Source organism: Niallia endozanthoxylica (assembly GCF_008710145.1).
In the GTDB taxonomy this organism is placed as follows: domain Bacteria; phylum Bacillota; class Bacilli; order Bacillales; family Cytobacillaceae; genus Bacillus_BD; species Bacillus_BD endozanthoxylica.
The window spans coordinates 119,105-142,874 of sequence record NZ_VYKL01000010.1 but is presented as its reverse complement, the minus strand read 5'-3'; the positions used below and the strand labels follow the sequence as shown (position 1 = coordinate 142,874).

General features: G+C 38.7%; 21 protein-coding genes and 1 riboswitch. Of the genes, 5 read left to right on the top strand and 16 right to left on the bottom strand.

The window, feature by feature from the left end:
• Positions 1-98: 98 nt before the first annotated feature.
• Complete coding sequence (locus F4V44_RS04185) at positions 99-896, top strand: Cof-type HAD-IIB family hydrolase (RefSeq protein WP_150438732.1); 798 nt, start codon at positions 99-101, stop codon at positions 894-896.
• Positions 897-999: 103 nt separating this feature from the next.
• Here F4V44_RS04185 and tatA read toward each other — a convergent pair whose 3' ends face one another.
• From tatA to yhfH, 7 genes are all read right to left on the bottom strand, one after another.
• A complete protein-coding gene (gene tatA / locus F4V44_RS04180) occupies positions 1,000-1,194 on the bottom strand; it encodes a twin-arginine translocase TatA/TatE family subunit (RefSeq protein ID WP_150438731.1) in 195 nt (64 codons plus the stop codon).
• Between the two features lie 159 nt (positions 1,195-1,353).
• Positions 1,354-2,070, bottom strand: a complete 717-nt coding sequence (gene treR / locus F4V44_RS04175; protein WP_150438730.1) for a trehalose operon repressor — start codon at positions 2,068-2,070, stop codon at positions 1,354-1,356.
• A gap of 14 nt (positions 2,071-2,084) precedes the next feature.
• Positions 2,085-3,770 carry an alpha,alpha-phosphotrehalase gene (gene treC, locus F4V44_RS04170; RefSeq protein ID WP_150438729.1) on the bottom strand — a complete coding sequence of 562 codons (1,686 nt, stop codon included), beginning with the start codon at positions 3,768-3,770 and terminating at the stop codon, positions 2,085-2,087.
• A 98-nt stretch (positions 3,771-3,868) separates the two neighbouring features.
• Positions 3,869-5,296 (bottom strand): PTS system trehalose-specific EIIBC component, encoded by a 1,428-nt coding sequence (treP, locus tag F4V44_RS04165; RefSeq protein WP_150438728.1) that lies wholly within the window; start codon positions 5,294-5,296, stop codon positions 3,869-3,871.
• Between the two features lie 311 nt (positions 5,297-5,607).
• Complete coding sequence (locus F4V44_RS04160; protein WP_150438727.1) at positions 5,608-6,318, bottom strand: class I SAM-dependent methyltransferase; 711 nt, start codon at positions 6,316-6,318, stop codon at positions 5,608-5,610.
• Between the two features lie 399 nt (positions 6,319-6,717).
• On the bottom strand, positions 6,718-7,455 hold the full coding sequence (locus F4V44_RS04155) for an SDR family oxidoreductase (protein WP_150438726.1): 738 nt from the start codon (positions 7,453-7,455) through the stop codon (positions 6,718-6,720).
• Positions 7,456-7,677: 222 nt separating this feature from the next.
• The gene (gene yhfH, locus F4V44_RS04150) at positions 7,678-7,812 is read right to left on the bottom strand and encodes a protein YhfH (RefSeq protein ID WP_150438725.1); all 135 of its coding nucleotides are present in this window, start codon (positions 7,810-7,812) and stop codon (positions 7,678-7,680) included.
• Positions 7,813-8,063: 251 nt separating this feature from the next.
• On the opposite strand from yhfH, the gene F4V44_RS04145 reads away from it, so the two are divergent.
• Both F4V44_RS04145 and F4V44_RS04140 read left to right on the top strand, forming a co-directional pair.
• The gene (locus F4V44_RS04145; RefSeq protein WP_150438724.1) at positions 8,064-8,522 is read left to right on the top strand and encodes a CHRD domain-containing protein; all 459 of its coding nucleotides are present in this window, start codon (positions 8,064-8,066) and stop codon (positions 8,520-8,522) included.
• An 85-nt stretch (positions 8,523-8,607) separates the two neighbouring features.
• Complete coding sequence (locus tag F4V44_RS04140) at positions 8,608-9,873, top strand: saccharopine dehydrogenase NADP-binding domain-containing protein (RefSeq protein WP_150438723.1); 1,266 nt, start codon at positions 8,608-8,610, stop codon at positions 9,871-9,873.
• Between the two features lie 112 nt (positions 9,874-9,985).
• On the opposite strand, the gene F4V44_RS04135 is transcribed toward F4V44_RS04140, so the two are convergent.
• The 3 genes from F4V44_RS04135 to F4V44_RS04125 all read right to left on the bottom strand — a co-directional run bounded on the left by F4V44_RS04135 (position 9,986) and on the right by F4V44_RS04125 (position 12,780).
• Positions 9,986-10,231: a heavy-metal-associated domain-containing protein gene (locus F4V44_RS04135; RefSeq protein WP_150438722.1), complete on the bottom strand. Its 246-nt coding sequence runs from the start codon at positions 10,229-10,231 to the stop codon at positions 9,986-9,988.
• Between the two features lie 532 nt (positions 10,232-10,763).
• On the bottom strand, positions 10,764-11,801 hold the full coding sequence (locus F4V44_RS04130) for an LLM class flavin-dependent oxidoreductase (protein WP_150438721.1): 1,038 nt from the start codon (positions 11,799-11,801) through the stop codon (positions 10,764-10,766).
• Positions 11,802-11,955: 154 nt separating this feature from the next.
• Positions 11,956-12,780 carry a TetR/AcrR family transcriptional regulator gene (locus F4V44_RS04125; protein ID WP_150438720.1) on the bottom strand — a complete coding sequence of 275 codons (825 nt, stop codon included), beginning with the start codon at positions 12,778-12,780 and terminating at the stop codon, positions 11,956-11,958.
• Positions 12,781-12,873: 93 nt separating this feature from the next.
• Here F4V44_RS04125 and F4V44_RS04120 point away from each other — a divergent pair, with 93 nt between their 5' ends.
• Positions 12,874-15,960, top strand: a complete 3,087-nt coding sequence (locus F4V44_RS04120) for an efflux RND transporter permease subunit (RefSeq protein ID WP_150438719.1) — start codon at positions 12,874-12,876, stop codon at positions 15,958-15,960.
• Between the two features lie 193 nt (positions 15,961-16,153).
• Entirely contained in the window at positions 16,154-16,615 is a 462-nt protein-coding gene (locus F4V44_RS04115; protein ID WP_150438718.1) for a RidA family protein, read from the top strand.
• Between the two features lie 85 nt (positions 16,616-16,700).
• Here F4V44_RS04115 and cobT read toward each other — a convergent pair whose 3' ends face one another.
• From cobT to F4V44_RS04085, 6 genes are all read right to left on the bottom strand, one after another.
• Positions 16,701-17,750 carry a nicotinate-nucleotide--dimethylbenzimidazole phosphoribosyltransferase gene (gene cobT, locus F4V44_RS04110; RefSeq protein WP_150438717.1) on the bottom strand — a complete coding sequence of 350 codons (1,050 nt, stop codon included), beginning with the start codon at positions 17,748-17,750 and terminating at the stop codon, positions 16,701-16,703.
• A 94-nt stretch (positions 17,751-17,844) separates the two neighbouring features.
• A riboswitch (cobalamin riboswitch) is annotated at positions 17,845-18,022 on the bottom strand.
• 61 nt (positions 18,023-18,083) lie between these two features.
• On the bottom strand, positions 18,084-18,830 hold the full coding sequence (gene fabG / locus F4V44_RS04105; protein WP_150438716.1) for a 3-oxoacyl-ACP reductase FabG: 747 nt from the start codon (positions 18,828-18,830) through the stop codon (positions 18,084-18,086).
• 164 nt (positions 18,831-18,994) lie between these two features.
• Complete coding sequence (locus F4V44_RS04100) at positions 18,995-20,302, bottom strand: MFS transporter (RefSeq protein ID WP_150438715.1); 1,308 nt, start codon at positions 20,300-20,302, stop codon at positions 18,995-18,997.
• A 96-nt stretch (positions 20,303-20,398) separates the two neighbouring features.
• A complete protein-coding gene (locus F4V44_RS04095; protein WP_223881790.1) occupies positions 20,399-20,545 on the bottom strand; it encodes an FbpB family small basic protein in 147 nt (48 codons plus the stop codon).
• Between the two features lie 38 nt (positions 20,546-20,583).
• The gene (locus F4V44_RS04090) at positions 20,584-22,176 is read right to left on the bottom strand and encodes an acyl CoA:acetate/3-ketoacid CoA transferase (protein ID WP_150438714.1); all 1,593 of its coding nucleotides are present in this window, start codon (positions 22,174-22,176) and stop codon (positions 20,584-20,586) included.
• 98 nt (positions 22,177-22,274) lie between these two features.
• On the bottom strand, positions 22,275-23,495 hold the full coding sequence (locus tag F4V44_RS04085; protein WP_150438713.1) for a thiolase family protein: 1,221 nt from the start codon (positions 23,493-23,495) through the stop codon (positions 22,275-22,277).
• Positions 23,496-23,770 lie beyond the last annotated feature (275 nt).

Below are 23,770 nucleotides of genomic sequence, written 5' to 3'. Positions count from 1 at the left end.
GAAGTGAGCATTTTTTCTCAGATAATTATTTGATATAGTAAATATGTGAACAAAAATGTTCAAGAGTGCCTATGATACGATGAAAGGAATCCGACAAGATGAAATGTTTCTCCATAGATTTAGATGGTACATTATTAAATTCAAAGCATGAGGTTTCAGATGAAAATCTAAAGGTCCTTCAATATTTAAAGGAGCAAGGACACTGTGTCATGATTAACACAGGCAGGGCAGTTGAAGATGTAATTAAATTGGATGCTATCCAAAAGCTCGACTCGCCCATTATTAGCATTAATGGGACCATTATTTACTCTGAAACAAGAGATACTTTATTTGAGGCTTCTTTGCCAATTACCACTTATCAAGAACTGTTTCCCATTTTACATAACCTAGGTTTATGGGTAATGGTATATACCAACCAGGGCGGCTTTCCTTGCCGAAATCCAGACATACAGGATAAACAACCTGAAGAGATTGAACCAATTTTCCAGAATTATGATTATGGTCATATTTTGGAAATGGAACATCTCAAAATTTATAAAGTTATGGCTGTAGCTCGACCGGATGAACTTAACAAAATTGCTGAAGCTAAAGAGGCAATCGAAGGGAAATTAAAGATTTCAATGGCTTCCTCACATCCAAATAATATCGAATTTACATCTACAGAAGCCAATAAAGGAACGGCCATCCTGCGCTATCAGCAATTAACAAATCAACAGTTTACTGATATCTATGCATTTGGAGACGGCGGTAATGATGTTTCCCAATTTAAAGTCGCCACAACCTCTGTTGCCATGGGGAATTCTCCTGCTTCTGTCCAGCAGGAAGCCGATATCGTTACTAAAACAAATGACGAAAACGGCTTTGCTTATGCCGTAAGTCAATTATTAAACCTTTAAAAAATTGAATGGTGCCAGTACAATTACTTTTATTATAAAAGTAATTGTACTGGCACTGGCACCTGCTTTGATAAACAAAAAAGATGTGAGAAAAATCTCACATCTATTTCTTAATCTCTTTTTTCACTTCATCTATTTCTTCTACAACGTCACTTGTTAGTTCACGTGCTGACTTTTTGAATTCGCCTAAGGTTTGACCCACCGCACGACCTAATTCAGGAAGCTTCTTTGGACCAAAAATAATAAGTGCCAATACAATAATTAAAATTAATCCCGGTACACCAATATTAGTTAGCATGTAGAAGATCCCCTTTTTACTCAAAATAATATTATATTAATATTATAAACTTCTTTAACCCTTTTGTTATGAAATTCGAGTAAACGTCATAAAAACTTCACAAATTAAAGAGGTGGGTCTGTGCCATCACTTTTGGAAGCAACAGACCATCCTATTCTATTATTGATGAGTTCTCCTTGCAAAGTCAACAAATCTGAATTTATCAGGTCTGTGTCTGGATTCTGTATATTGAAATAGACTGGCATCGTCAAGATAAACATGGTTTTTAATAATAACAACGCAATGAAAGCCTTCTAAATCGAGTAAACGATGATCTTCTTCCGTCGGAGCTTCGACAACGATTTCTTTTTTCGCAAAGCTGATTGTTAAATTTAACTCTTTTTCAATATACTCATAGATGGAGTTTTCACATACCTCTTTCGTAAGCTCCGGAACGAAATGTTTATTTAAGAAATCTTTATCTAAGATGACCTTTTCCCCGCCCATCTCTCTTACTCGGAATACCTGCCAAACCCGATCTTTACTCGAAAGGTTCAGCTCTTTTTGAATATAGGCATCCGGTTTAACAAGCGATAAATCTTCAACAATTGTCCGGGGCTTTTCCCCCATTTTAGCTGTCAATTCTTTAAAACTAACTAAGCCAGAAACAGGAAAATCAACCTTCGTGCTTTTTATGACAATCGAGCCCTTTCCGCGAACCTTTTGAATATAGCCGTTTTGCGATAGTAAATTTAATGCCTTGCGGATGGTTTCTCGAGATGTATTGTAACGATCACTTAACTCATGCTCAGAGGGCAAAAGTGAATTGGTCGTAAATTCTCCCTTATCTATTTGCTTAGCAATTTCATTATGGATCATCAAATACTTGTTTGTCATAGTCAAAACCTCAGTTACTTTTTTAGATAATATACAACTGACTCATATGGTCTTAATGTAAATTCCCGCGGATTTTGGGAAGAATCCTTATAGTTGGACAAGAGAATGGTACTAGTAAAGTCCTTTAAATCCACCTGCTCAGGCAACTCAAACTCCACTTCTTTTTCATAAAAATTATTTACAACCAGCAATTTTTCATCGCCGTTATTTCGTATATAGGCAAAAATAGCATGATGTTCACCTAATAGCAACTCATAATTCCCTTCCGTCACAATTTCGAAATCTTTTCTTAACTGAATAAGCTTTTTATAATGATAAAAAATAGAATTTTCATCAGCTAGTGCCTTTTCCGCATTGATTTCTCTGTAATTAGCTGCCACAGGTATCCAGGGAGTTCCGGTTGTAAAGCCGCCATTCTCACTATCGTCCCATTGAACTGGAGTTCGTGAATTATCACGAGATTTCTGTTTTAAAATATCGAGAACCTCCTGCTCCGGCATTCCTTTATCCTGCAGTATTTGGAACATATTTAAAGATTCTACATCACGATAGTCATCAATACGTTCGAAATTCGGATTAGTCATTCCAAATTCTTCACCTTGATAAATATAAGGAGTACCTTGCATCATATGAATGGCCGTTGCCAGCATTTTCGCTGATTCTCTATGATACTTGCCATCATCTCCAAATCGTGATACGACACGCGGTTGATCATGATTACACCAGAAAAGCGCATTCCAGCCGCCGCCTTTATTCATTTCAACCTGCCATGTTGACAGAATGTCTTTTAATTGCAAAAAGTCAAAATCTGCTTTTGTCCATTTCTCCCCGTTCGGATAATCGACTTTCAAATGGTGGAAGCTAAACGTCATATCGAGTTCATGACGATCAGGTTTTGTATACTTAATACAGTTATCAATGGATGTCGACGACATTTCCCCGACTGTCATGATGTCATACTTCGAGAATACCTCTTGATTCATCTCATGAAGATACTCATGTATTTTTGGCCCATCTGTGTAAAATTTGCGGCCATCACCAGGTGGAGTTGACCCATCATCATCATCAAGAAAGCGCTGATCCTTCGAAATCAGGTTAATCACGTCAAGTCGGAAGCCGTCAACGCCTTTATCAAGCCAAAACTTCATCATGTCGTAGACTTCATTACGTACCTGTTCGTTTTCCCAATTTAAATCTGCCTGTGTGATGTCAAATAAATGAAGATAATACTGCCCCGTTTCTTCATCATACTGCCATGCATTACCGCCGAATTTCGATGCCCAATTGGTTGGAGGTTCCCCGTTTTTTCCATCCTTCCAAATATAATAATCCCGATACGGACTGTCTTTAAAGGATCTCGATTCTATAAACCATGTATGTTCAGTCGATGTGTGATTCACGACAATGTCCATCAAAATCTTAATGCCGTGCTTATGCGCCTCAGCTAAAAGAAGATCAAAGTCCTCCATCGTTCCATATGGCTCATAGATATGAAAATAATCACTGATATCATACCCATTATCCCGCTGCGGTGACTTATAAATGGGCGTTAACCAGACTACATCCACCCCGAGTTTTGTTAAATAATCTAACTTCTCAATGATTCCTTTGATATCACCGATACCATTCCCCGTCGTGTCATGAAAGCTTTTTGGATATATTTGATACACGACCGCTTTTTTCCACCAAGGCTGAGTCATTTACTAACACCTATCCTTCATTTTTTTATAGTTAATTACAATAACCTTATATAGTAAAAAAGAGGAACAACTAATTGTTCCCCTCCTATTTTTTTGTTTTATTTTCTTTTAAAAGAAACCTTTGCTACACCTGTTTTAGCAAATACAACGGTTAAGATAAAAGGAATGACTACTGCTGCTATCATAGCAATTGCAAATGTCAACATATGCTGCGGTTGGATAGACAAAATTCCAGGAAGGCCGCCTACACCGATTGAATTCGCCATTACATTGCTTCCTACAGAGATGACACCAGCCACTAAGGAACCAATCATCGCTGCTAAGAACGGGAATCCGTATTTTAAATTAATTCCGAACATCGCCGGCTCTGTTACACCTAGATAACAAGAGATAGCCGCTGGAATAGATACTTGCTTTTCTTCTTCATTCTTTCTGTTGATGTAAATCATTGCTAGAACAGCGGAGCCCTGTGCAATATTAGAAAGAGCAATCATCGGCCATAAGTTTGTTCCGCCAAGCTCACTCATTAGCTGTAAGTCAATCGCATTTGTCATATGGTGTAAACCAGTAATGACAAGCGGTGCGTAAGCAAAACCAAAGATTGCTGCAAATAGCCAGCCAAAAGCAGAAGTTAAACCTGAGTAAACAACATCAGAGATAAATGATCCAATTTGCCAGCCAATTGGCCCTAAAACAGTGTGAGCAATAAGAACCGTCGGCACTAATGCAAAGAATGGAACAACAATCATCGAAATGGCATTGGGTACAATTTTACGTAATTTCAGTTCCAGATAAGATAATAATAGTCCTGCCAGAATAGCTGGAATGACTTGTGCCTGATAACCAATCATATCAATTTTCGCAAAACCAAAATCCCAGAATGGAACTTCTGTTGCACCTGCCACACCATAAGCATTAAGAAGCTGCGGCGATACAAGCGTGATTCCTAACACAATTCCAAGAATCGGAGTTGCTCCCATTTTTCTTGCTACCGCCCATGTTATCCCAACTGGCAAGAAGTGAAATATTGCTTCTCCAATCAGCCATAAAAATGCATGCGTTCCTGCCCAGAATTGAGAAATTTCAACTAACGTTTTGGTGCCATCCTCAAACATTTTAATGTCCCCGATAATATTCCGGAAACCAAGAATAAGACCCCCAACAACAATCGCTGGAATTAACGGTGTAAAGATATCAGCTAGATGTGCAATCATACGCTGCAGAAGGTTCATGTTCTGCTTTGCAGCTTCCTTCGCTTGATCCTTTGATGTATCATTTACACCAGCCATTTTGATAAATTCGTTATAGAAAGAAGACACTTCATTGCCGATGATCACCTGAAATTGCCCCGCTTGCGTAAAAGTTCCTTTTACAAGCTTAAGAGCTTCAATTTTTTCAACATCAGCCTTTTTCGGGTCATTTAAGACAAATCTCATTCTTGTTGCGCAATGTGTCACAACAGAAATGTTCTCACTGCCGCCGACGTGCTCTAGTAGTTCTTTTGCCGGTTGTGTATAGTTACTCATGCTTTTAACCCCCTCTTCTTTCGAAGAACTTAATTTTATTATTTGTATAATAATCTGGATTATTAGTCCGTTTGTCATCTCCCCGACATGTATATACATGTTTCATTGGGAACGTTTTCATTTTAACTTGTATATACAAATTCGTCAATCATTTTTTTAAAATAATATATTAGGTGCATGGTGGACCATTCATTTAGTCCATTGACTTAAGAACAACAATAGAAACAAGAAAAAGAGCTTAACCATCTATAAATAGACAATCAAACTCTTTTTCCTGATATTTATTGAACGTTGTGAACAGTTATCATCCGTTATTTTTTGGCTACAACAACCAAAGCAGGTGAATTCTTTGAATAATCTTGGCGTGCAAAGTTTCCATACACCTGTTCCACCTCAAAACCCGCCTCTTGAAGTAAAGGAACTAATTGGCTCGAGGTTACAGGAAATAAGGGAATAGAATGGGAGAAGTTATCCCCATTCACAGTTAAGTTGGTCGTAAAAATGATTTTATCTTCTTCCTGCTTATATTGCCTCGTAAAGGTTATTCCACCCTTTTGAATAACTGGGAATGAGAAATCTTCTACCGCTGACAGAACTTTTTCGTAATTGACGAGCTGCAGGATAAATCTCTCACCACTCTTAAGTCTTTCATAGCATTTTCTTATAAAATACTCCAATTCTTCTTTATTATTGACATGCGGCAGCGTATTTCCAATACAATAAATTCCATTGACCTGATCTGAGATTTGATTGATTTCCTGCATCGATTTAATATGAACAGGAATAGACACATTGTTTTCCACAGCCTTTTGCCTAATATACTCTGCCATTGCCTCATCAGGCTCCACTGCAATCACCTTCAGTCCCTTCTGAGCAAGTGCCACCGCCATATTTCCCGTACCGGCCCCCACATCCAACACAGCATCGGCATTTTCAAAAAAAGACAGCAAAAAAGAACAAGCGGTTTCATTTACTGGAAAAATCTCATCATAAAACGGAGCCAAACTTTCATAAAACGCCATTCCTAAAACCTCTCTCCATTAAAATGAGAAGCAGGGGTCCATCTTCTGCTTCTCTCTTCTGTTTATTTTTCACAAAATATACGTTTGCATTCACATCACACAATCCATATTTATAAAGTGAAACTTCCATCAGTGGGGGTTTTCTTCATCCCCCACTGATGGTTAGTCACGCAGAGCCTGATTGGATTTCCTAAGGGCTGAAGCCCAAAGAAAATCCTTATCTCACCAATCGGACCTTTACGGGCAGTTGATCCCCCACCTATCTTCTTTTGTATACTCAGAATCTTGAGGTAGCGGTCTTACTGCCCGTTAAGAGCGGGACAAAATCCTAGACAGGGCGATATTCCCTTTCATTAAAGAAGGAGCAGCTAAACACACCGTTTTAGCTGCTGTTTTCTATTAATAATTCAGTTTTGGACGAACAATGATTTCATTCACGTTCACATAAGGAGGTTGTGATACAGCATACACGATTGCATTTGCAATGTCATCCGCTTGTAAAAGTGTTCTTTTCTTATTACCTAAATTAGCTCGCACCTCTTCGTCTGTAATATGTTCTCTCAACTCACTTTCAACCGCACCAGGAGAAATATTAGTGACACGTAATCCGGTGGTTGAAAATTCTTTTTCCAAGCCCATGGATAAGGCACGGACCGCGTACTTTGTTGCAGAATAAACCGTACTCGTTCTCGTTACTTCATGACCTGCAACAGATGAAATATTGATAATATGACCTGTATTTTGTTCGAGCATTGTTGGAAGTACTGCATGAATTCCATGAAGAACTCCTTTAATGTTCACATCCACCATTCGAACCCATTCATCAATCAAGTCATTTTTGATATGAGATAAGAGCATAACACCGGCGTTGTTCACTAATATATCAATGGAGCCGAAAGCTTCCTTCGTTTTCTCAGCAAGTATCTCCATTTCAGCCTTATCTGTCACATCTGTCTTAACCACCAAGGCTTTTGCATTTGTTTCTTTTTCAATCTTCACTTTTAGCTCTTCAAGGCGCTCCGTCCGACGAGCCGCCAGCACCACATTGGCACCCGCATTCGCCAGCCCAAACGCAGCTGCCTCCCCGATACCGCTGCTCGCTCCCGTAACAATCGCTGTTTTTCCACTTAGTGTCATATGTATACCTCCATATCAATTAGTCTCCTAAATTGTATCAAAGTGGTATTTAAACTCAAAGAATTAAGCAAAGGGACGGTTTCTTACATCTAAACAACTGTTATACTACAGGCAAACTATCTGCTTTGAAATGTAATCCTCTTATTTATCACAAAAAACAAAAAACCTCCAATTAAAGGGAGGTTGGATTATATGCGCGAAGAACGTGTATCGTTCGTTCAATTACTCTGCTCTCTTAGACAAGCAGCGATCGCATTCCATTAAATAAGATTCAGCTTGTTCCACAATAATCTGCCCGCATTCAGCACAGATTTTTTTCGGTAATTCTCTAAAAAATTCAACAGGATTTTGTAACATCCTATCCCCCCCTTTGTTCGATACAGATTTAAACAACTCAAAACTGTTATAATACAGAGTATGCGATTCTATCCAAACTATGTGGGCATATTTCTCTAAAAAATAAAAAAAGGCAAAACACTTAAAAATCCTCTAAAATACTAATTTAGCGAAAAGAAACCCATTTCTCTTTTTTTCATGGATAGTTGTACAAGCAATGATAAGCAAAAAAAATATAATTTAATATAATGTCAAATTTTTGGAGGTGAAAAATGAATCAAACTCAAGTATTTATAGCCAAATTAGTTGGGTCTGAAGAGGTTCCACCTGTAAGAACAAACGCAACTGGGGTGACAAAATTCACAGTGAGTAATGATGGCAGAAAAATAGTATATGAATTAACAGTCAATCATCTTGATAATTTTACACAAGCGCATATTCATTTAGGCAGAAGAGGAATGAACGGCCCTGTTGTTGCGTTTCTATTTGGCCCCGCAAATCCAGACATCAGTGTAACAAGAGGATTTGTAGAAGGGATTATTACTGAGAAAGACTTGGTCGGTCCGCTGCAGGGCAAACCGTTATCCGTACTAATTGACCTGATGAGAGATGAAAAAACATATGTAAACGCCCATACTGCTCAAAATCCTGACGGAGAAATCCGAGGACAGATCATGCGACCTGGTACTTCAAACAGACCAGACGAAAATAGACCAAGGTTATTCTACTAAAAAGAGAGGGGGGGTTCTTTATTTTTTTGGACAAGGTCTAATGGGAAGAAAAAGAACCATCCCCCTACTTCAAAGGATGGTATAAATGAAGAGTAATAAAATTGTGATGACTGTTTTGGGAAGTGCTGGTGGTGTTGCGAAGTCTGTTCTTTCTATTTTGAATAAGTCTGTTGTTGATACGAACGATCCAATCCATTCTCTTATTAAGAATTCAGTGATTCACTTGATTGATCTTAATCAAAAGGAAATAGATTACTATAGCAGTCGATTTCCTCAATTATACCCGCATTTCATTTTACATGAATTTGATCTTAAGGATACAAAGAAGCTTACAAAGCATCTGAAGAACACAAAAACAGCAGTTGTGATTGATACTTCTTGGGCAGATACCGTGGAGATGCTTCAATGCTGTAATAAACTCGGTGTTAAGTATGTTAATACGGCTTTAGAAAATACGTTTATTGATGAAAATGAAGAACTGTTTGAGGGATTTCAATTAGCAGAGAGAATCAGCCATTTAGAAAAACATAAAGACCTTTTCACTAATACTACTGCAATCATTGGTTCAGGTATGAATCCTGGAGTCGTTCAATGGATGGCATATGAACTATTAAAAGATTCTAAGGAGAAACCGCTTGCTTGTTATATTGTCGAGCATGACACCTCGTTTTTTAAAAATCCATTAATAGCAAAAGAGAATACCATTTACACAACCTGGTCACCTGAATGTTTTCTCGATGAGGCAATTGCAAGCTACCCAATGTATTTTCAGCACCATACCCCGCTGTATTTATATGAAGATGTATATGATATTGAATTTAAAGTTAACTTAGGAAAAAAACAGTTTTACGGCTGTTTAATGCCGCATGAGGAGATTTTTACGTTAGGAAAAATCTATGATGTCGAAAGCGGTTTTCTATACAAAGTGAATGACCATACTACAGATTTAATCAGGAGCAATTTAGATGATGTTGATAAATTATGGGACTATGATATGGAAGTACTAGACCCCCAGACAGCGCCGCTTGATGGTGAAGACTTAGTCGGCGTCCTTGTCGTCTATCCTGAAAAAGAACATTATATGTATAATGTATCTTCGAATGAAGAAATATTTTCCAAGTTTCAAACAAATGCCACTTACTTCCAAGTAGCCTGCGGTGTCTACGCCGCCCTATCTGTCCTCCTCAAAGATTCCATTCCAAAAGGCGCCTATTATGTAGACGAACTTCTGCATAAAACTAAAAACCAATACGGTAAGTACCTAACCCACTATATGACTACCTTCGTAACTGGAAAAAACAAACATACAGACGGACTGCTCCTCCAAAGAATGCGGAGATTCAACTCTTAGCAGCAGGAGGGGTCTCATGCTTCTATTTTGTAAGACAACTTCCTGATGAGCGGGTCTTCTCCATAAAAAGAGCAAAGCAGTTTTTTCTAATGCTTTGTTCTTTTCTGTATTTTTAATTATACGTATCAAAGCAATAATCCTTTTGATACTTCTTTACAACCTCAAATCCTTGAACCTCAACTCTATCAATGATATCCATTGCACTGACAAAGCTTTGCTTGAATTTCACAGTGATTTTTCCTTTTGGCAAAGTCCCTTTAACAGAATCAATGCCGCGTAAGCTTTTAATACACCGTTCAATTGAATAGAGACTATCAACATAATTAATTCCATTTACATATAAAATAAGCTGAGTCATACGGCCATCCCTCTTTCATATTATGGTTTAGTATTAATAGACTAGACAAAACGTTATTGTGGTTACTTTCATCAACTACTCTTTCTAAACTCATTATATGAAAATGATTCTCAATAAAAATTGATTTATATCAATTTTACTCAAAAAATAGTTTGTAATTGACGCGCTTTCGTTGAAGAAAGACTGCTATTATTAATGCAAAAAGACTCAATAAACAAGAACTGCCGCCAAAATGTTTCTTTTGGGAAACATTTTGGCGAAGATGCATAAAATATTAAAAAAGGAGCTGAAAGCACACAAATGAATCATCGCATCCACAAAAGAATTCTCGGGTATTCGGTCTTGTTTAAAAAGTTGGGTCTCCTCGATGAAGCAGACTTTCAAAGTATCACCCAGCATCTTAAACAAAAAGGAAAACGATAATCTTATGTTGCTTCTACAAAAAAAGAAAGTAAGCCCTAGGCCCACTTTCTTTCCATTATTTATATCATTCCCTTACAATTTCTATGAATAAATGAGGAGATTAATAACTTTATGATTTTAATACCGCTGCACGAACGATTGGTGCAACTTCTTTACCTAATAGTTCAATCGCTTTCATCACATCTCCATGCGGCATAGATCCGACCGGTACGTGAAGCATAAAACGAGTGATACCGACATTTTGATTTAGATAGATAATTTTTTCCGCAACCGTTTTCGGATCACCTACGTACAAGGCTCCTTCTAGACTGCGTGCAAAATCAAAAGTCGAGCGCTCATAAGGTCCCCAGCCACGTTCGCGACCTAGTTTATTCATTGCCTGCTGTGTTGAAGGGAAAAATTTATTTGCAGCTGTTTCAGTGTCCTCAGCCACAAAGCCATGTGAATGTGTTGCAATTGGAAGTTTCGATACATCATGACCTGCTCTAGCAGCCGTTCTTTTATACAGCCTTACAAGTGGTTCAAACTGCAGCGGTCTGCCTCCGATAATCGCCAAAACCAACGGCAGCCCTAGTTGTCCTGCCCGTGCAACTGATTGTGCCGTTCCTCCGCTCCCAATCCAAACGGGTAAAGGATTTTGAACAGGACGAGGATACACGCCTCGATTTTGAATGGCCGGCCGATGCTTCCCGCTCCAGGTTACCTTCTCGGTCTCCCTGATTTTTAATAACAGGTCCAGCTTCTCGTCAAACAACTCATCGTAATCACTTAAATCATAGCCAAACAACGGAAACGATTCAATGAACGAACCTCGGCCAGCCATGATTTCTGCCCGTCCGTTTGAAATCGCATCAAGAGTAGCAAAATCCTGAAATACGCGCACGGGATCTGCGGAAGAAAGGACTGTAACCGCACTTGTTAAGCGAATCCTTTTCGTTTGCGAGGCAGCTGCAGCAAGTACAACCGCCGGTGATGAAGCAGCATAATCCTCTCGGTGATGCTCACCAACCCCAAACACATCCAATCCCACTTGATCGGCAAGTACAATTTCCTCAACAACCTCCCTGATTCGCTCAGCATGACTGAGCACCTTTCCCGTTGCAACATCTGGTGTGGTTTCTACAAATGTGGTAATTCCGATTTCCACTTGACTCCCTCCAATGTATAGGTTTTTCAGAATAATATAACTTTTTCAAGTATATATTTCTACTTATTATTATGTCCACATACATGGTGTCAGGCACTATAAAAAGACAAGCGCCCCCAGATTGTCTTTTGGCAGTGCCTGACACCGCCTTCTATTAATGATTGCGCAGCAGATAGGCAATCCATTTACAGTGTGGATGGTTTCGGATATTTTCAAGAAGTCCTTTGACGATTGCTGGACTAAGATTGGATTCAAGTAGATGATTTTTTAAAAGGACTAATGATTCTTTTTCAATCGACTCTTCCATTTCGTTAATTTTTTGCTCCATCAGCTCAATGATTTGTTCTTTCGTCATCTTCTCATGCATTGGCTGTCTGGTCATTTGGATAAGCTCCTCAGATAAGAACGAAATGGTTGTATACTCGGCCAAGATGGTTATTTTTTCCGCAAGTGATTGTGAAAGCTGATTCAATTCTAATGGGGCATTTTTAAAAAGAAGTAAATTAGAATACATACTCAAAAAACTTTTAATGCAATACATTAAATCATATTTTATGTGTTTGATTTCGTCTCCATATATTCGGTCAATCATATAAAGAATCAAATTTTCCAATAGTAGGTCATAAGAATGAATTTTTTTAATCAATTCCTCGTTTAACGTTTGTGATTGTTCCTTGATAAAAATCTTGGCAAAGTCCGAATACATTTGAAACGTGTGAAAAGTTGTATAAAAAAATTGATATAATAGGTTTTCATCTTCAGTTACACTTTTGACTATATAGTCAATATCTGAAATGATTTGAATCATAAAATGATCAATCAATGCCAAAATCAGTTCATCCTTTGACTTGAACGATAGGTAAAAAGCACCTTTTGAAATCCCGCAATAATCTGTTATCTGCTTAATAGAAGTAGCCTCAAAGCCTTGTTGGGCAAAAAGCTCTGAAGCCTTCTCCATAATTAGCTGTTTTTTTAACATTTTATCTCAACCCTTCTAATCATTGACAAATGACTGACTAGTCATTAGTATAAATACTTGAGCTAAGGCAGTCAATTAAAGGTAGGTGTAGTCGTGAAAGAATTAGTTAATTTTGTTATTAGAAATAAACTAGCTGTATGGCTTCTAACAATTATCATTCTAGCTTCGGGTATTTATTCATCTGCAAAGATGAAAATGGAAACAATACCTGATATATCCATTCCATACTTAATGGTCATGGATGTCTACCCGGGAGCAACACCTGAACAGGTAATGAAGGATGTCTCCATCCCTCTCGAACAGGCCGTTGAAGGTCTTGACGATGTGAAAAACGTCTTCTCCAACTCCTATTCAAACATGGCAAATATTCAGGTGGAATATGAATACGGCGTTGACATGGATGAGGCGAAACGTGCTTTAGAGGCTGCCTTAGATAATGTCAACTTACCAGAAGGCGCACAAGAGCCGACAGTTACGGCCATTAGCATGAATATGATGCCGGTAGTGGCACTTAGTGTCAGCAGTCAATCAGAGGACATTGTAGAATTAACGTCAACGGTGGAAGACATTCTAGTTCCAAAAATTGAGAAAGTTGATGGTGTTGCATCCGTAACACTTGCAGGCCAGCATCTTGAAGAAGTACACCTTACGTATGATCAAGCCAAAATGGCTGAACTTGGTTTAGCAGAGGATAGAGTAAAGGAAATAATTCAAGCAAGCGACCTGGCTGTTTCATTAGGTCTTTTTGAGTTTGAAGAGGGTGAACAAGCAGTTTCAGTGGACGGCAAATTTATGTCTGTTGATGATTTAAAAGAAATGTTAATCCCTGTAACACCTTCTGCAGCCCAGCCTTCCCCATTTGTCAGGCTTAGTGATATTGCAGAAATTGAACTGATTGGAAAAGAACAATCGGTTTCTCGTACAAATGGAGAAAATTCAATTACTATTCAAATTGTCAAGGAACAGCAGGCCAATACGGTGCATGTTGTAAATGGCGTAAAAGAGCTAATTAAAAATCAGGAAGATAAAATTGAAGGTCTAGTGATTGATGTGTCTCTTGACCAAGGAGCACCTATTGAAGAATCGGTTAAAACGATGGTTGAGAAAGCCGTAATCGGCGGATTAATAGCTGTGGTCATTATCCTATTATTCCTGCGTGATTTTAAATCAACCATTATTTCTATCATTTCAATTCCCGTATCCATTTTCATGGCCCTTCTTCTCTTACACTGGCTGGATATTACGCTGAATATTATGACACTTGGAGCGATTACCATTGCGATTGGACGTGTGATTGATGACTCCATTGTCGTTGTAGAAAATATCTATCGCCGTCTCCATTTGCGAGAGGAGAAATTAACGGGCCGTGCATTGATACGTGAAGCTACAATCGAAATGTTCAAACCAATCTTATCATCCACATTAGTAACGGTAGCCGTATTCGCACCACTTATTTATGTCGGCGGGATGGTCGGTGAATTATTCGCTCCATTTGCGTTAACGATGACGTTTGCCCTTGGTGCTTCACTAATCGTTGCAATTACCATTGTCCCTGCTCTATCGCATTTTTTATTTAAGAAAAAGCTCTACAGTGAAAAAACAGAAAACAGTCATAAAGAGGCAGGAAAATTAGCTAATTGGTATAAAAGTGTCCTTAACAAGGCACTTAACCATAAAATCATTACCTCCCTGCTTGCGGTTGGATTATTAGCTGGAAGCTTAATGCTAACCCCGTTAATCGGCTTCAGCTTCATGGGCAGTGAAGAAGAAAAAGTGATGTACTTAACGTACACCCCTGGAACGGGCGAACTGAAGGAAGAAACATTAGCAAATGTTCATAAGGTCGAGGAGGAGATGCTTAAGCGCGATGATATTGATATTGTTCAAGTATCAGTAACAGAAAGCGGAGATCCGATGGCTGCCATGATGGGCGGCGGCGGTGACGGGGCCTTAATGTACCTCATCTTCAATCCGGAAATGGAAAACTTCCCAGAAGTTCGTGAAGAGATTGAAGAATACATGTCAAATATTAATCAATCCGGCGAATGGAAAAGCCAAAACTTCTCTTCTATGTCGTCCATGGGTTCTAATGAAGTCAGCTACACCTTCTATAGTGAGAATTTAGATAAACTATATAAAGCTGTCGGCATGGTAGAAGATGTGATGCAAAAGAATGACCGCTTAGAAGATGTAACTTCTAGTGCTGAAAATCCTTACGTTGAGTATACGTTCAAAGTAGAACAGGATGAATTATTGCAGTATGGCTTAACAGCAGGACAAATTATCATGATGTTAAATCCAATGGAAACAAAAGATGTTCTGACAACGATTGAAAAAGACGGTAACAATTTGGAAGTAATTGTTCAACAAAAACAAACGGAAGATCCTAAATCAATCGATGAACTTTTAGCTAAACAAGTCCCAACGGCACTTGGTACGTCCATGCCGCTTTCAGAGCTTGTAACTGTTAAAGAAGGAACAACGTTAAATACCCTCGCCCGAAGCCAAGGTGAGTACTATGCATCTGTTTCAGGAACTGTTATTGGAGAAGATTTATCAAAAGCAACCACATCTGTGGAAAAAGACATTGATGAATTAGACCTGCCAAAGGGTGTCACATTGGGTGTGGCCGGTGTTCAGGAGGATATGACAGAAACGTTCACACAGCTTGGAATTGCCATGCTTGCAGCGGTTGCGATTGTCTACTTTATTCTTGTCGTGACATTTGGGGAAGGTCTTGCTCCATTCGCAATCCTGTTCTCCCTGCCATTTGCCGTGATTGGATCTTTTGTCGGATTATTAATTGCTGACGAAACGATTTCAGTATCCGTTATGATGGGGCTTTTGATGCTGATTGGTATCGTGGTAACAAACGCCATCGTTCTTGTCGATCGGATTATTCATATGGAGCATGAAGGAATGGGTATGCGTGAAGCCATTCTGGAAGCCGGTTCGACACGTCTGCGCCCAATCTTGATGACAGCTATCGCAACAATCGGTGCGTTAATCCCATTAGCTATCGGTACAGGCGGAGGCGGCCTTGTTTCGAAAGGCTTAGGTATTACCGTAATCGGCGGTCTCACCAGTTCAACCTTGTTAACATTAATCATTGTTCCAATCGTATATGAAATCCTATCTAAGCTTTTCAAGAAAAACCGAAAAGAAGTAGAAGAAAACTAATAAAAAGGCTGTTCCAGATGATAATGGGGCAGCCTTTTTCATTCTTTATATTAAAATTAAAATTCGCACACAATATTTAGTATACCAAAAAGGATTATTCTATTTTATGTCGAATTATTTAATTATGGGAAAGATGCCTTTATTTTTATCTTAAAATTATTATAAAAACTAATAGAAAAAGAGGGACAATGATATGACAAATCTAACGAAAACACCCGAGAACCGACTAGAGGAGTTAGGAATTATTCTGGAACCGGCAAGGCAGCCATTAGGTAATTATATTGGATGCGTGCGTACGGGGAATCTCATTTTTACCTCTGGCCAAATTTCAGATCAATATATAGGGACACTTGGGACGGACTTAACTGTAGAAGATGGCTATAAAGCAGCCCGTCAAGCCGCAATCAATGTAATACGTATACTAAAGGGTGAACTTGGAGAATTATCTCGTGTGAAACGGGTTGTAAAGGTGCTGGGGATGGTGCATTCGGCCCTTGACTTTACCGATCATCCAAAAGTAATCAACGGTGCCTCTGATTTATTTGTTGAGGTCTTCGGTGAAAAAGGTGTCCACGCACGAACAGCTGTAGGTTTAGCTCAACTACCTAAAAATGCAGCAGTCGAGCTTGAAATCATTGTTGAGGTAGAAGATTAATATAATAAGGTATATAAAATGCCAACCCTCATGCATAAGGAGTTGGCATTTTGTTTCTCACAATAGAAAAACATTACATTATTTTCTAGATTTTCATACCTATTTCCGCAAAAGTTGGCATATTTTTCATCATTGAACTAGCCGCTTCAATAATGGGAAAAGCTAATGCCGCACCGGAGCCTTCACCTAAGCACATATCCATCATTAACATCGGCTCTATTCCCAGTAATTCGCTGGCGACTTTTGCACCAGGTTCTTGTGATGCGTGGGAAGCAATCATATAGTCCTTCGCTTTTGGTTCTATCCCGACAGCTATGATAGCTGCTATGGTAGAAATAAATCCATCCACGACAACGGGAATACGGTTAGCAGCAGCACCAAGCATAACTCCTGCCATCCCGCCAATTTCTAGACCTCCAACCTTTGCCAGTACATCAATTACATCATCAGGATTGGGTTCGTTCACTAGAATGGCTCTTCGAATAACTTCCGCTTTATGCTTAATTCCACCTTTTCCTAAACTGGCACCCCTTCCTGTTATCCCGAGCGGATCACAATTTTGTAACACAGACAAAATAGCCGTACTAGGTGTCGTGTTCCCAATCCCCATTTCTCCTGTTCCCAATAATTGGACTCCCTTTTTTATTTCTTGATCAGCGATTTCAATCCCTACTTCAATGGCCTTTATCGCTTCCTCTCTTGTCATGGCAGGCCCTTTCGTTATATTATTTGTTCCATTTTTTACTTTACGAATAATTATCCCCGCATCGACTGGCATATCTACTTTAATCCCCACATCCACAGGGACAATTCTAGCTCCTGAAACTTGCCCTATCACACATACTCCTGTTATTCCTTTTGCAAAATTCAACGTTTGACCAACTGTTACTTCCTGTGGATTACTTGTGACCCCTTCCTCATAAACCCCATGATCGCCCGCCATCACAATGATAGCTTTCTGATCAAATGCAGGTTTCAGATTTCTAGTAATACCCGCTAACTGGACAGCAAGACTCTCTAATTTCCCTAAGCTCTGAGCAGGCTTAATGAGGTTATCCACTCTTTCCCTTGCTTCCGCTGCTGTTTTTTGATCCAATCCCTCAATTTTCTCAATCGTTTGTTGTACTAACTGCATGTCTCCTTCTCCTCTCTAAGTGTGATATTAAATAACAAAAAAAGTCTGCAGCTTATTTGAATAGCAAATAAACTACAGACTTTTCCATCATCTATAACGTCAAAGCAAATAGGCAGGTCTCCTGACTTAGGATCATCACTTCATCAGACCTTCCCAGACATCACTCCAGTGGCATTTTCAATGAAACTCCCCAATACAGTGGCGGGACCGCTGAAGACTCTCACTCCATTCCCTATTCTCCCCAAAGGGGCACCTACTGCTTTTATGCACTTTTGTCATTATTACCGTAACAATGATTTCCGCTTTCGTCAAGAAGCAATAACTTTACTAAACTTACATATACCAGCCGCCGTTGACAGACAGTACTTGTCCTGTAATATATCCAGCTTCTTTTGAAGCAAGAAATGCTGCTGTAGCCGCGATATCTTCAGGTTCTCCCATCCGTTTTACAGGAATGGATTGGATCATGTTATTTCGAACTTCTTCTGGAATTTGATCTGTCATTGGTGTTCTAACAAATCCAGGTGCAATTGCGTTAACGGTAACCCCTTTTTTGGCATATTCAATCGCTGCCGTTTTAGTCAAACCGATGACACCAGCTTTTGATGCGGCATAGTTTGCCTGTCCAAAGTTCCCCTGCAGCCCTGCTATCGAAGACATGTTGACGATTCTGCCGTACCCTTGTTCAGCCATGATTTCTGCTGCTGCTTTACATGTAATAAAAGTACCGACTAAGTTCGTATCCATAACCAATTTAAAGTTTTCTACCGTCATCTTTTTAAATGAAGAATCTTTCGTAATTCCGGCATTATTAATCAAAATATCTAACTGGCCAAATGCTTTAACCGTTTCATCCATCATTTGAATAACTTCAAATTCATCAGCTACGTTTGCCTTTATGGCAATTGCTTTTCCTCCAGCATCTGTAATTTCAGCAACAACCATTTTAGCTTTCTCGGCTTCAGATTCAAAAGGATAGTTAACAACAACCATAGCCCCTTGCTTTGCAAAATATTTTGCCAATCCTGCTCCGATTCCTTGACTGGATCCTGTGATAATCGCTGCTCGACCTTGTAACATAAATAATAAACCACCTTTTAAATACTTTTTAAGAAAATGAATCCTTTAGTTAATTTTTTATAGAAAAGAAAAGGTTCAAAAGTGAAATACCTTTGAACCTTAACTTGAAAGTTGTATAAGGTGCTATTTTCACCCTATTTATCTATTAAAAGAGAAATCTTTTATCACGCATTTACTTTTTCCAACGTAGAATCTACTTGATTGTTCAATTGGACCTTTCGATTCATCACTAATAGTGGGAGGAACGCAGCAATTAAAAGTCCCCCTATAAAAATCATTCCTCCCATTAAGTCAAAATACCCTAAAATGGTTGGCCCGAAAAATCCGCCAAGACTTGCAAGCGTATTCACAGCCGCAATACCAACAGCTGCTTCTTTTTCGTTAAAACCATAAGACAACATTGCAAAAAATGGACCAGTAAAACTGTATAATCCCATTGATGCCAATGTAATGCAGACAATAGCAACCACAGGACTACTCAATAATCCCGTACCAGCAAAGCCTACGGCAGCCAAAATCATTGGAAGAATGACATACATTTTCTTATCTAGTTTTTTATCTGAAAGTCTTCCCCAGATTACCATTGAAGGTATTGCAGCTAGTGAAGGAATCATTGCAATGAATCCAATCGTCGTATTCGATAATTCTCCTGAAAAACTATCAATGATACTTGGAAGCCAAAATGATAATGCATAAACTCCTGTATATACACCAAAATAAGTAAAGGCAAATATCCATGTTTTAGAGTTTTTAAATGCAGCCAACTTAGAGGTTTTTACTACCGTTTGCTTCATTTTTTCATTCTCTAATTCTTTTTCTATCCAATCTCGTTCTTCACTTGTAAGCCACTTAGCGTCTTTTGGACGATCCGTTAAATAAAACAGACATACAATTCCTAGCGCAACTGTTAATATACCGGCAATAATGAACATCCATCTCCATCCTGATAGAGAAAACCAGCTAATATTGTCCATAATCAATGTTGAAAATGGGGCTCCTACCAATCCTGCAAGAGGCATAGATATAAGGAACAAGGAATACGCACGTCCTCTTTCTTTTGATCTAAACCAGTATGTTAGATAAAGAATAATCCCAGGGAAGAAACCCGCTTCAGCAACACCTAATAAAAAACGTACAATATACAAATGTGTCGCTGATTGAACGAATCCTGTTAAAATAACGACTAATCCCCATGTAACCATAATCCTTGTAATCCAGATTCTTGCTCCAAAACGTTCCAACAAGATATTACTTGGAACTTCAAAGAAGAAATACCCTACAAAGAAAATACCTGAAAGAAGTCCAAAAACCTCCGCTGTTAAAGCCAGTTCTGCATTCATTTGAAGTGCAGCATACCCCATATTAACCCGGTCTATAAAAGCAATGATGTACATCAATAATACAAAAGGCAAAATTCGTTTCATTATTTTCTTTATCGTTCTCTGCTCTAAAGAAACTGTTGCTTCATTCATATTCTTCATCTCCTGTCGTATCCCATATAGTAGAAACCATTGTTTTTATACTATTCAAACTATTTCGCTGAGATTAAAATGCTAGAAAACTGCCTGCTATTGTACTTCGCTTATATGCTTTTTTTCTAATCTCTCTTCCATTTTTTCAATGAAAGCTGGATCACGTAATAATTGAAGTTTATATTCCTTAACCAGCTTCTCAAAGGAAAGCTTTTTTCGTTTAGTCATTTTTTGTTTAACCATCTTTATTCACCGTCTTTATTCACAAAGGAAGTATTTGTTTAGCTATATGCAAGAGTAAAATTTTTCTTTTCTTCTATTATGTTTTTAAGATTTCCCCATTGTTCTTTGAATAGGCTTTCGTCCATCATCTTTAAGTTTTCAGCAATTAACGGTCTGAATTCCATCCAATCAATAATATCTTTTTCTACATCCAGCCCCGGAGCTATTTCAATTAATCTCAATTTCCCGTCTACTACATCAAAGACGGCTCTTTCTGTGATGTATAGAACCGGAATACCTGCTTTCGATGCATATTCCCCGCTGAATGTAATCTGTTCTACATGATTAACGATTTTTTTTCCTTTTCCATGATTTTCGATTACAATTTGACCATTTTCAAATTTTTCTTTTGATCCGACAGCAAACTGCCCCATGAACACTACCTTTTTGGATGATTGACTAATATTAATAAATCCTCCCGGACCCATGATTCTTGGGCCGAATTTGCTTACATTGACGTTCCCGTACTGATCAAGCTGAGCTAGTCCTAAGAATGTAACATCGAGTCCGCCGCCATCATAAAAATCAAACATCGCATCATGATTAATAATGGCATCCGCATTATAAGAAGCGCCAAAATCCAGACCTGGGGCAGGAGAGCCTCCAAATACACCAAATTCTACCGTTAATGTCATTTCATCTGCCACACCTTCTTCCGTAGCAACACTTGAAACTAACGAAGGCATTCCAACACCTAAATTCACAATCGAACTTGGTGCTAATTCCATCGCTGCACGTCTTGAAATAACTTTTTTCGCATCTAACTTAACCGGTTTGATGGAGGCAAGCGGCACTCTTAACTCTCCAGAAAGGGCAGGATCATAGTATCTTGCCATTGTTTGATAGTGATATTCCGGATTTTGCGATTTAACCACATAATCTACCATGACACCAGGTACTCGAACATCTTTTGGCTTAAGAGACCCTGCTTCAGCAATATTTTCAACTTGCGCAATGACAATCCCGCCATTATTTTTAACTGCCGTTGCAAGTGCTAAAATTTCAAATTTAGCTACTTCACGCTCTGTTGTAATATTTCCATTTACGTCTGCAGTCGTCCCGCGAATAATGGCAACATCGATAGGGAGATTATGATAGTGAAGCCATTCTTCACCATTTATTTCAATCACACTGATTAAATCTTCCTTTGTTACTGAGTTGATTTTTCCACCCTGTATTCTCGGATCCATAAAGGTATTTAAGCCAACCTTTGTAATTACTCCCGGTTTTTTACCTGCTATTGAGCGCCATAACTGGGTAATAACCCCTTGCGGGAAGAAGTATGCTTCTATCTTATCGTCTACAATAAATTTTGACATCTTGTGAGAGAAACCCGCATGACCTGAGATCACACGTTTGACTAAGCCCTCCTGCGCAATATGATCCATTCCTCTTCCTTCTGTATTAATTCCGATTCCAGAGCCATTCATAAAAGTAATATTTTTAGGACTTTGTTCCTTTTTATATCTTTCTCCAATACTAACAATCAATTCTTCTGGTAAACCCGCTAAACCTGAAGTACCTGTTGTCGCTACGAAATCATGATCTTTTATTAGTTTCGCTGCCTCTTCTGCTGAAATAATTTTACTCATTCCCGCCATCCCCCTTTGTTTTTTCTATCAATTTAATCAACCATATATATGAAGTGCGGTATGCTCAGCCCTTACACTGAGCATATGCCCATTGAAATTTAAGCATTTGGGTTTTTAATTAATAAAGCAATCCCCATACCCCCGCCAATACAAGCACTGGCGATACCATATTTAGCCTTTCTTTCAATGAGTTCATACATTAAGGAAATCGTGATTCTTGTCCCGCTCATTCCTAGCGGATGCCCCAGTGCTACGGCACCGCCATTTACATTGATTCGATTATATAATGGGCTGTCTAAATACATTTCAAGTTCTTTCATGCAGCCGAGCATTTGTCCTGCGAACGCTTCGTTGATTTCATATAAGTCAATATCCTCTTTTGCCATAGAGGTTTTTTCAAGAAGCTTGCGGATGGCAAACACGGGTCCAAGTCCCATCACAGATGGATCAAGACCTGCTACGGCGAAATCCACGATTTCTGCCATTGGCGTAAGCCCTAATTCATTTGCTTTCTCTTCTGACATCACAACAACTGCCGCTCCGCCGTCATTTAATCCGGAAGCATTTCCTGCTGTAACACTGCCATCTTTTTCAAATGCTGGTCTTAATTTAGAAAGGGCTTCCAAAGTTGTCTGTGGTTTTGGATGTTCATCTTTGTTGATGATTGTAACAGCACCTTTTCTACCTTTGATTTCTACTGGCACAATTTCTCTTTCGAATCGGCCGCTTTCCATCGCTGCTTTGGCTCTCATTTGGCTGTTGTAAGCAAAAAGGTCTTGGTCTTCTCTTGAAACCTCACATTTTCTTACCACGTTCTCAGCTGTATTTCCCATATGCATAACTGGATATTGTGGATATGGCTGGCAATTGTGGTGGAACTTTGTATTGGCATCACGTAGTTCCTGGTTCCCCATTTTGAATCCATCATAACGAACTTCTAATGGAAGATAGTATGGAGCTCTTGATAAACTTTCTGCTCCGCCGGCTACAACAATTTCGGAATTACCTGTTAGGATATCTTGTGCGGCATTTACAATCGATTGAATGCCAGAGCCGCAAATTCGGTTTAGTGTATAACCTGGCACATGATCTAATCCAGCAATCATCGCTGCATTTCGGCCTAAGTTTGGTGCATCACCAGACGATTCCACATGTCCTAATACCACATCATCTACTAAATGAGGGTCAAGATTATTCGATCTTTTCAATGCTTCTCTGATTGCTGTTGCCGCTAATTCTTCAACTGGTACCGTTTTCAAACCGCCAAGAAAAGCTCCTACTGCCGTTCTGGCCCCACTTGTAATGACTGCTTTACTCATTTCTAACACCCCTTGAAAAAAGTTTTAAAATTAATTGATTTATTTAGATTAGTCTGATTTTTCAACCTATTAGGAACTATCTGAACTAAATATATCACTTATTTTGTCATTTAAAACTCTATTGTTCTTTTATTTGACAAAAATATATAAATTTTTATTTTTTTTATCATTTGAATATCATCTGTTCTTCTATATGATAAATATATATATTTTTTTAACTTTTTTATCATTTAAATATCAATCGTTCTTCTATATAATAAAAATATCAATTACAG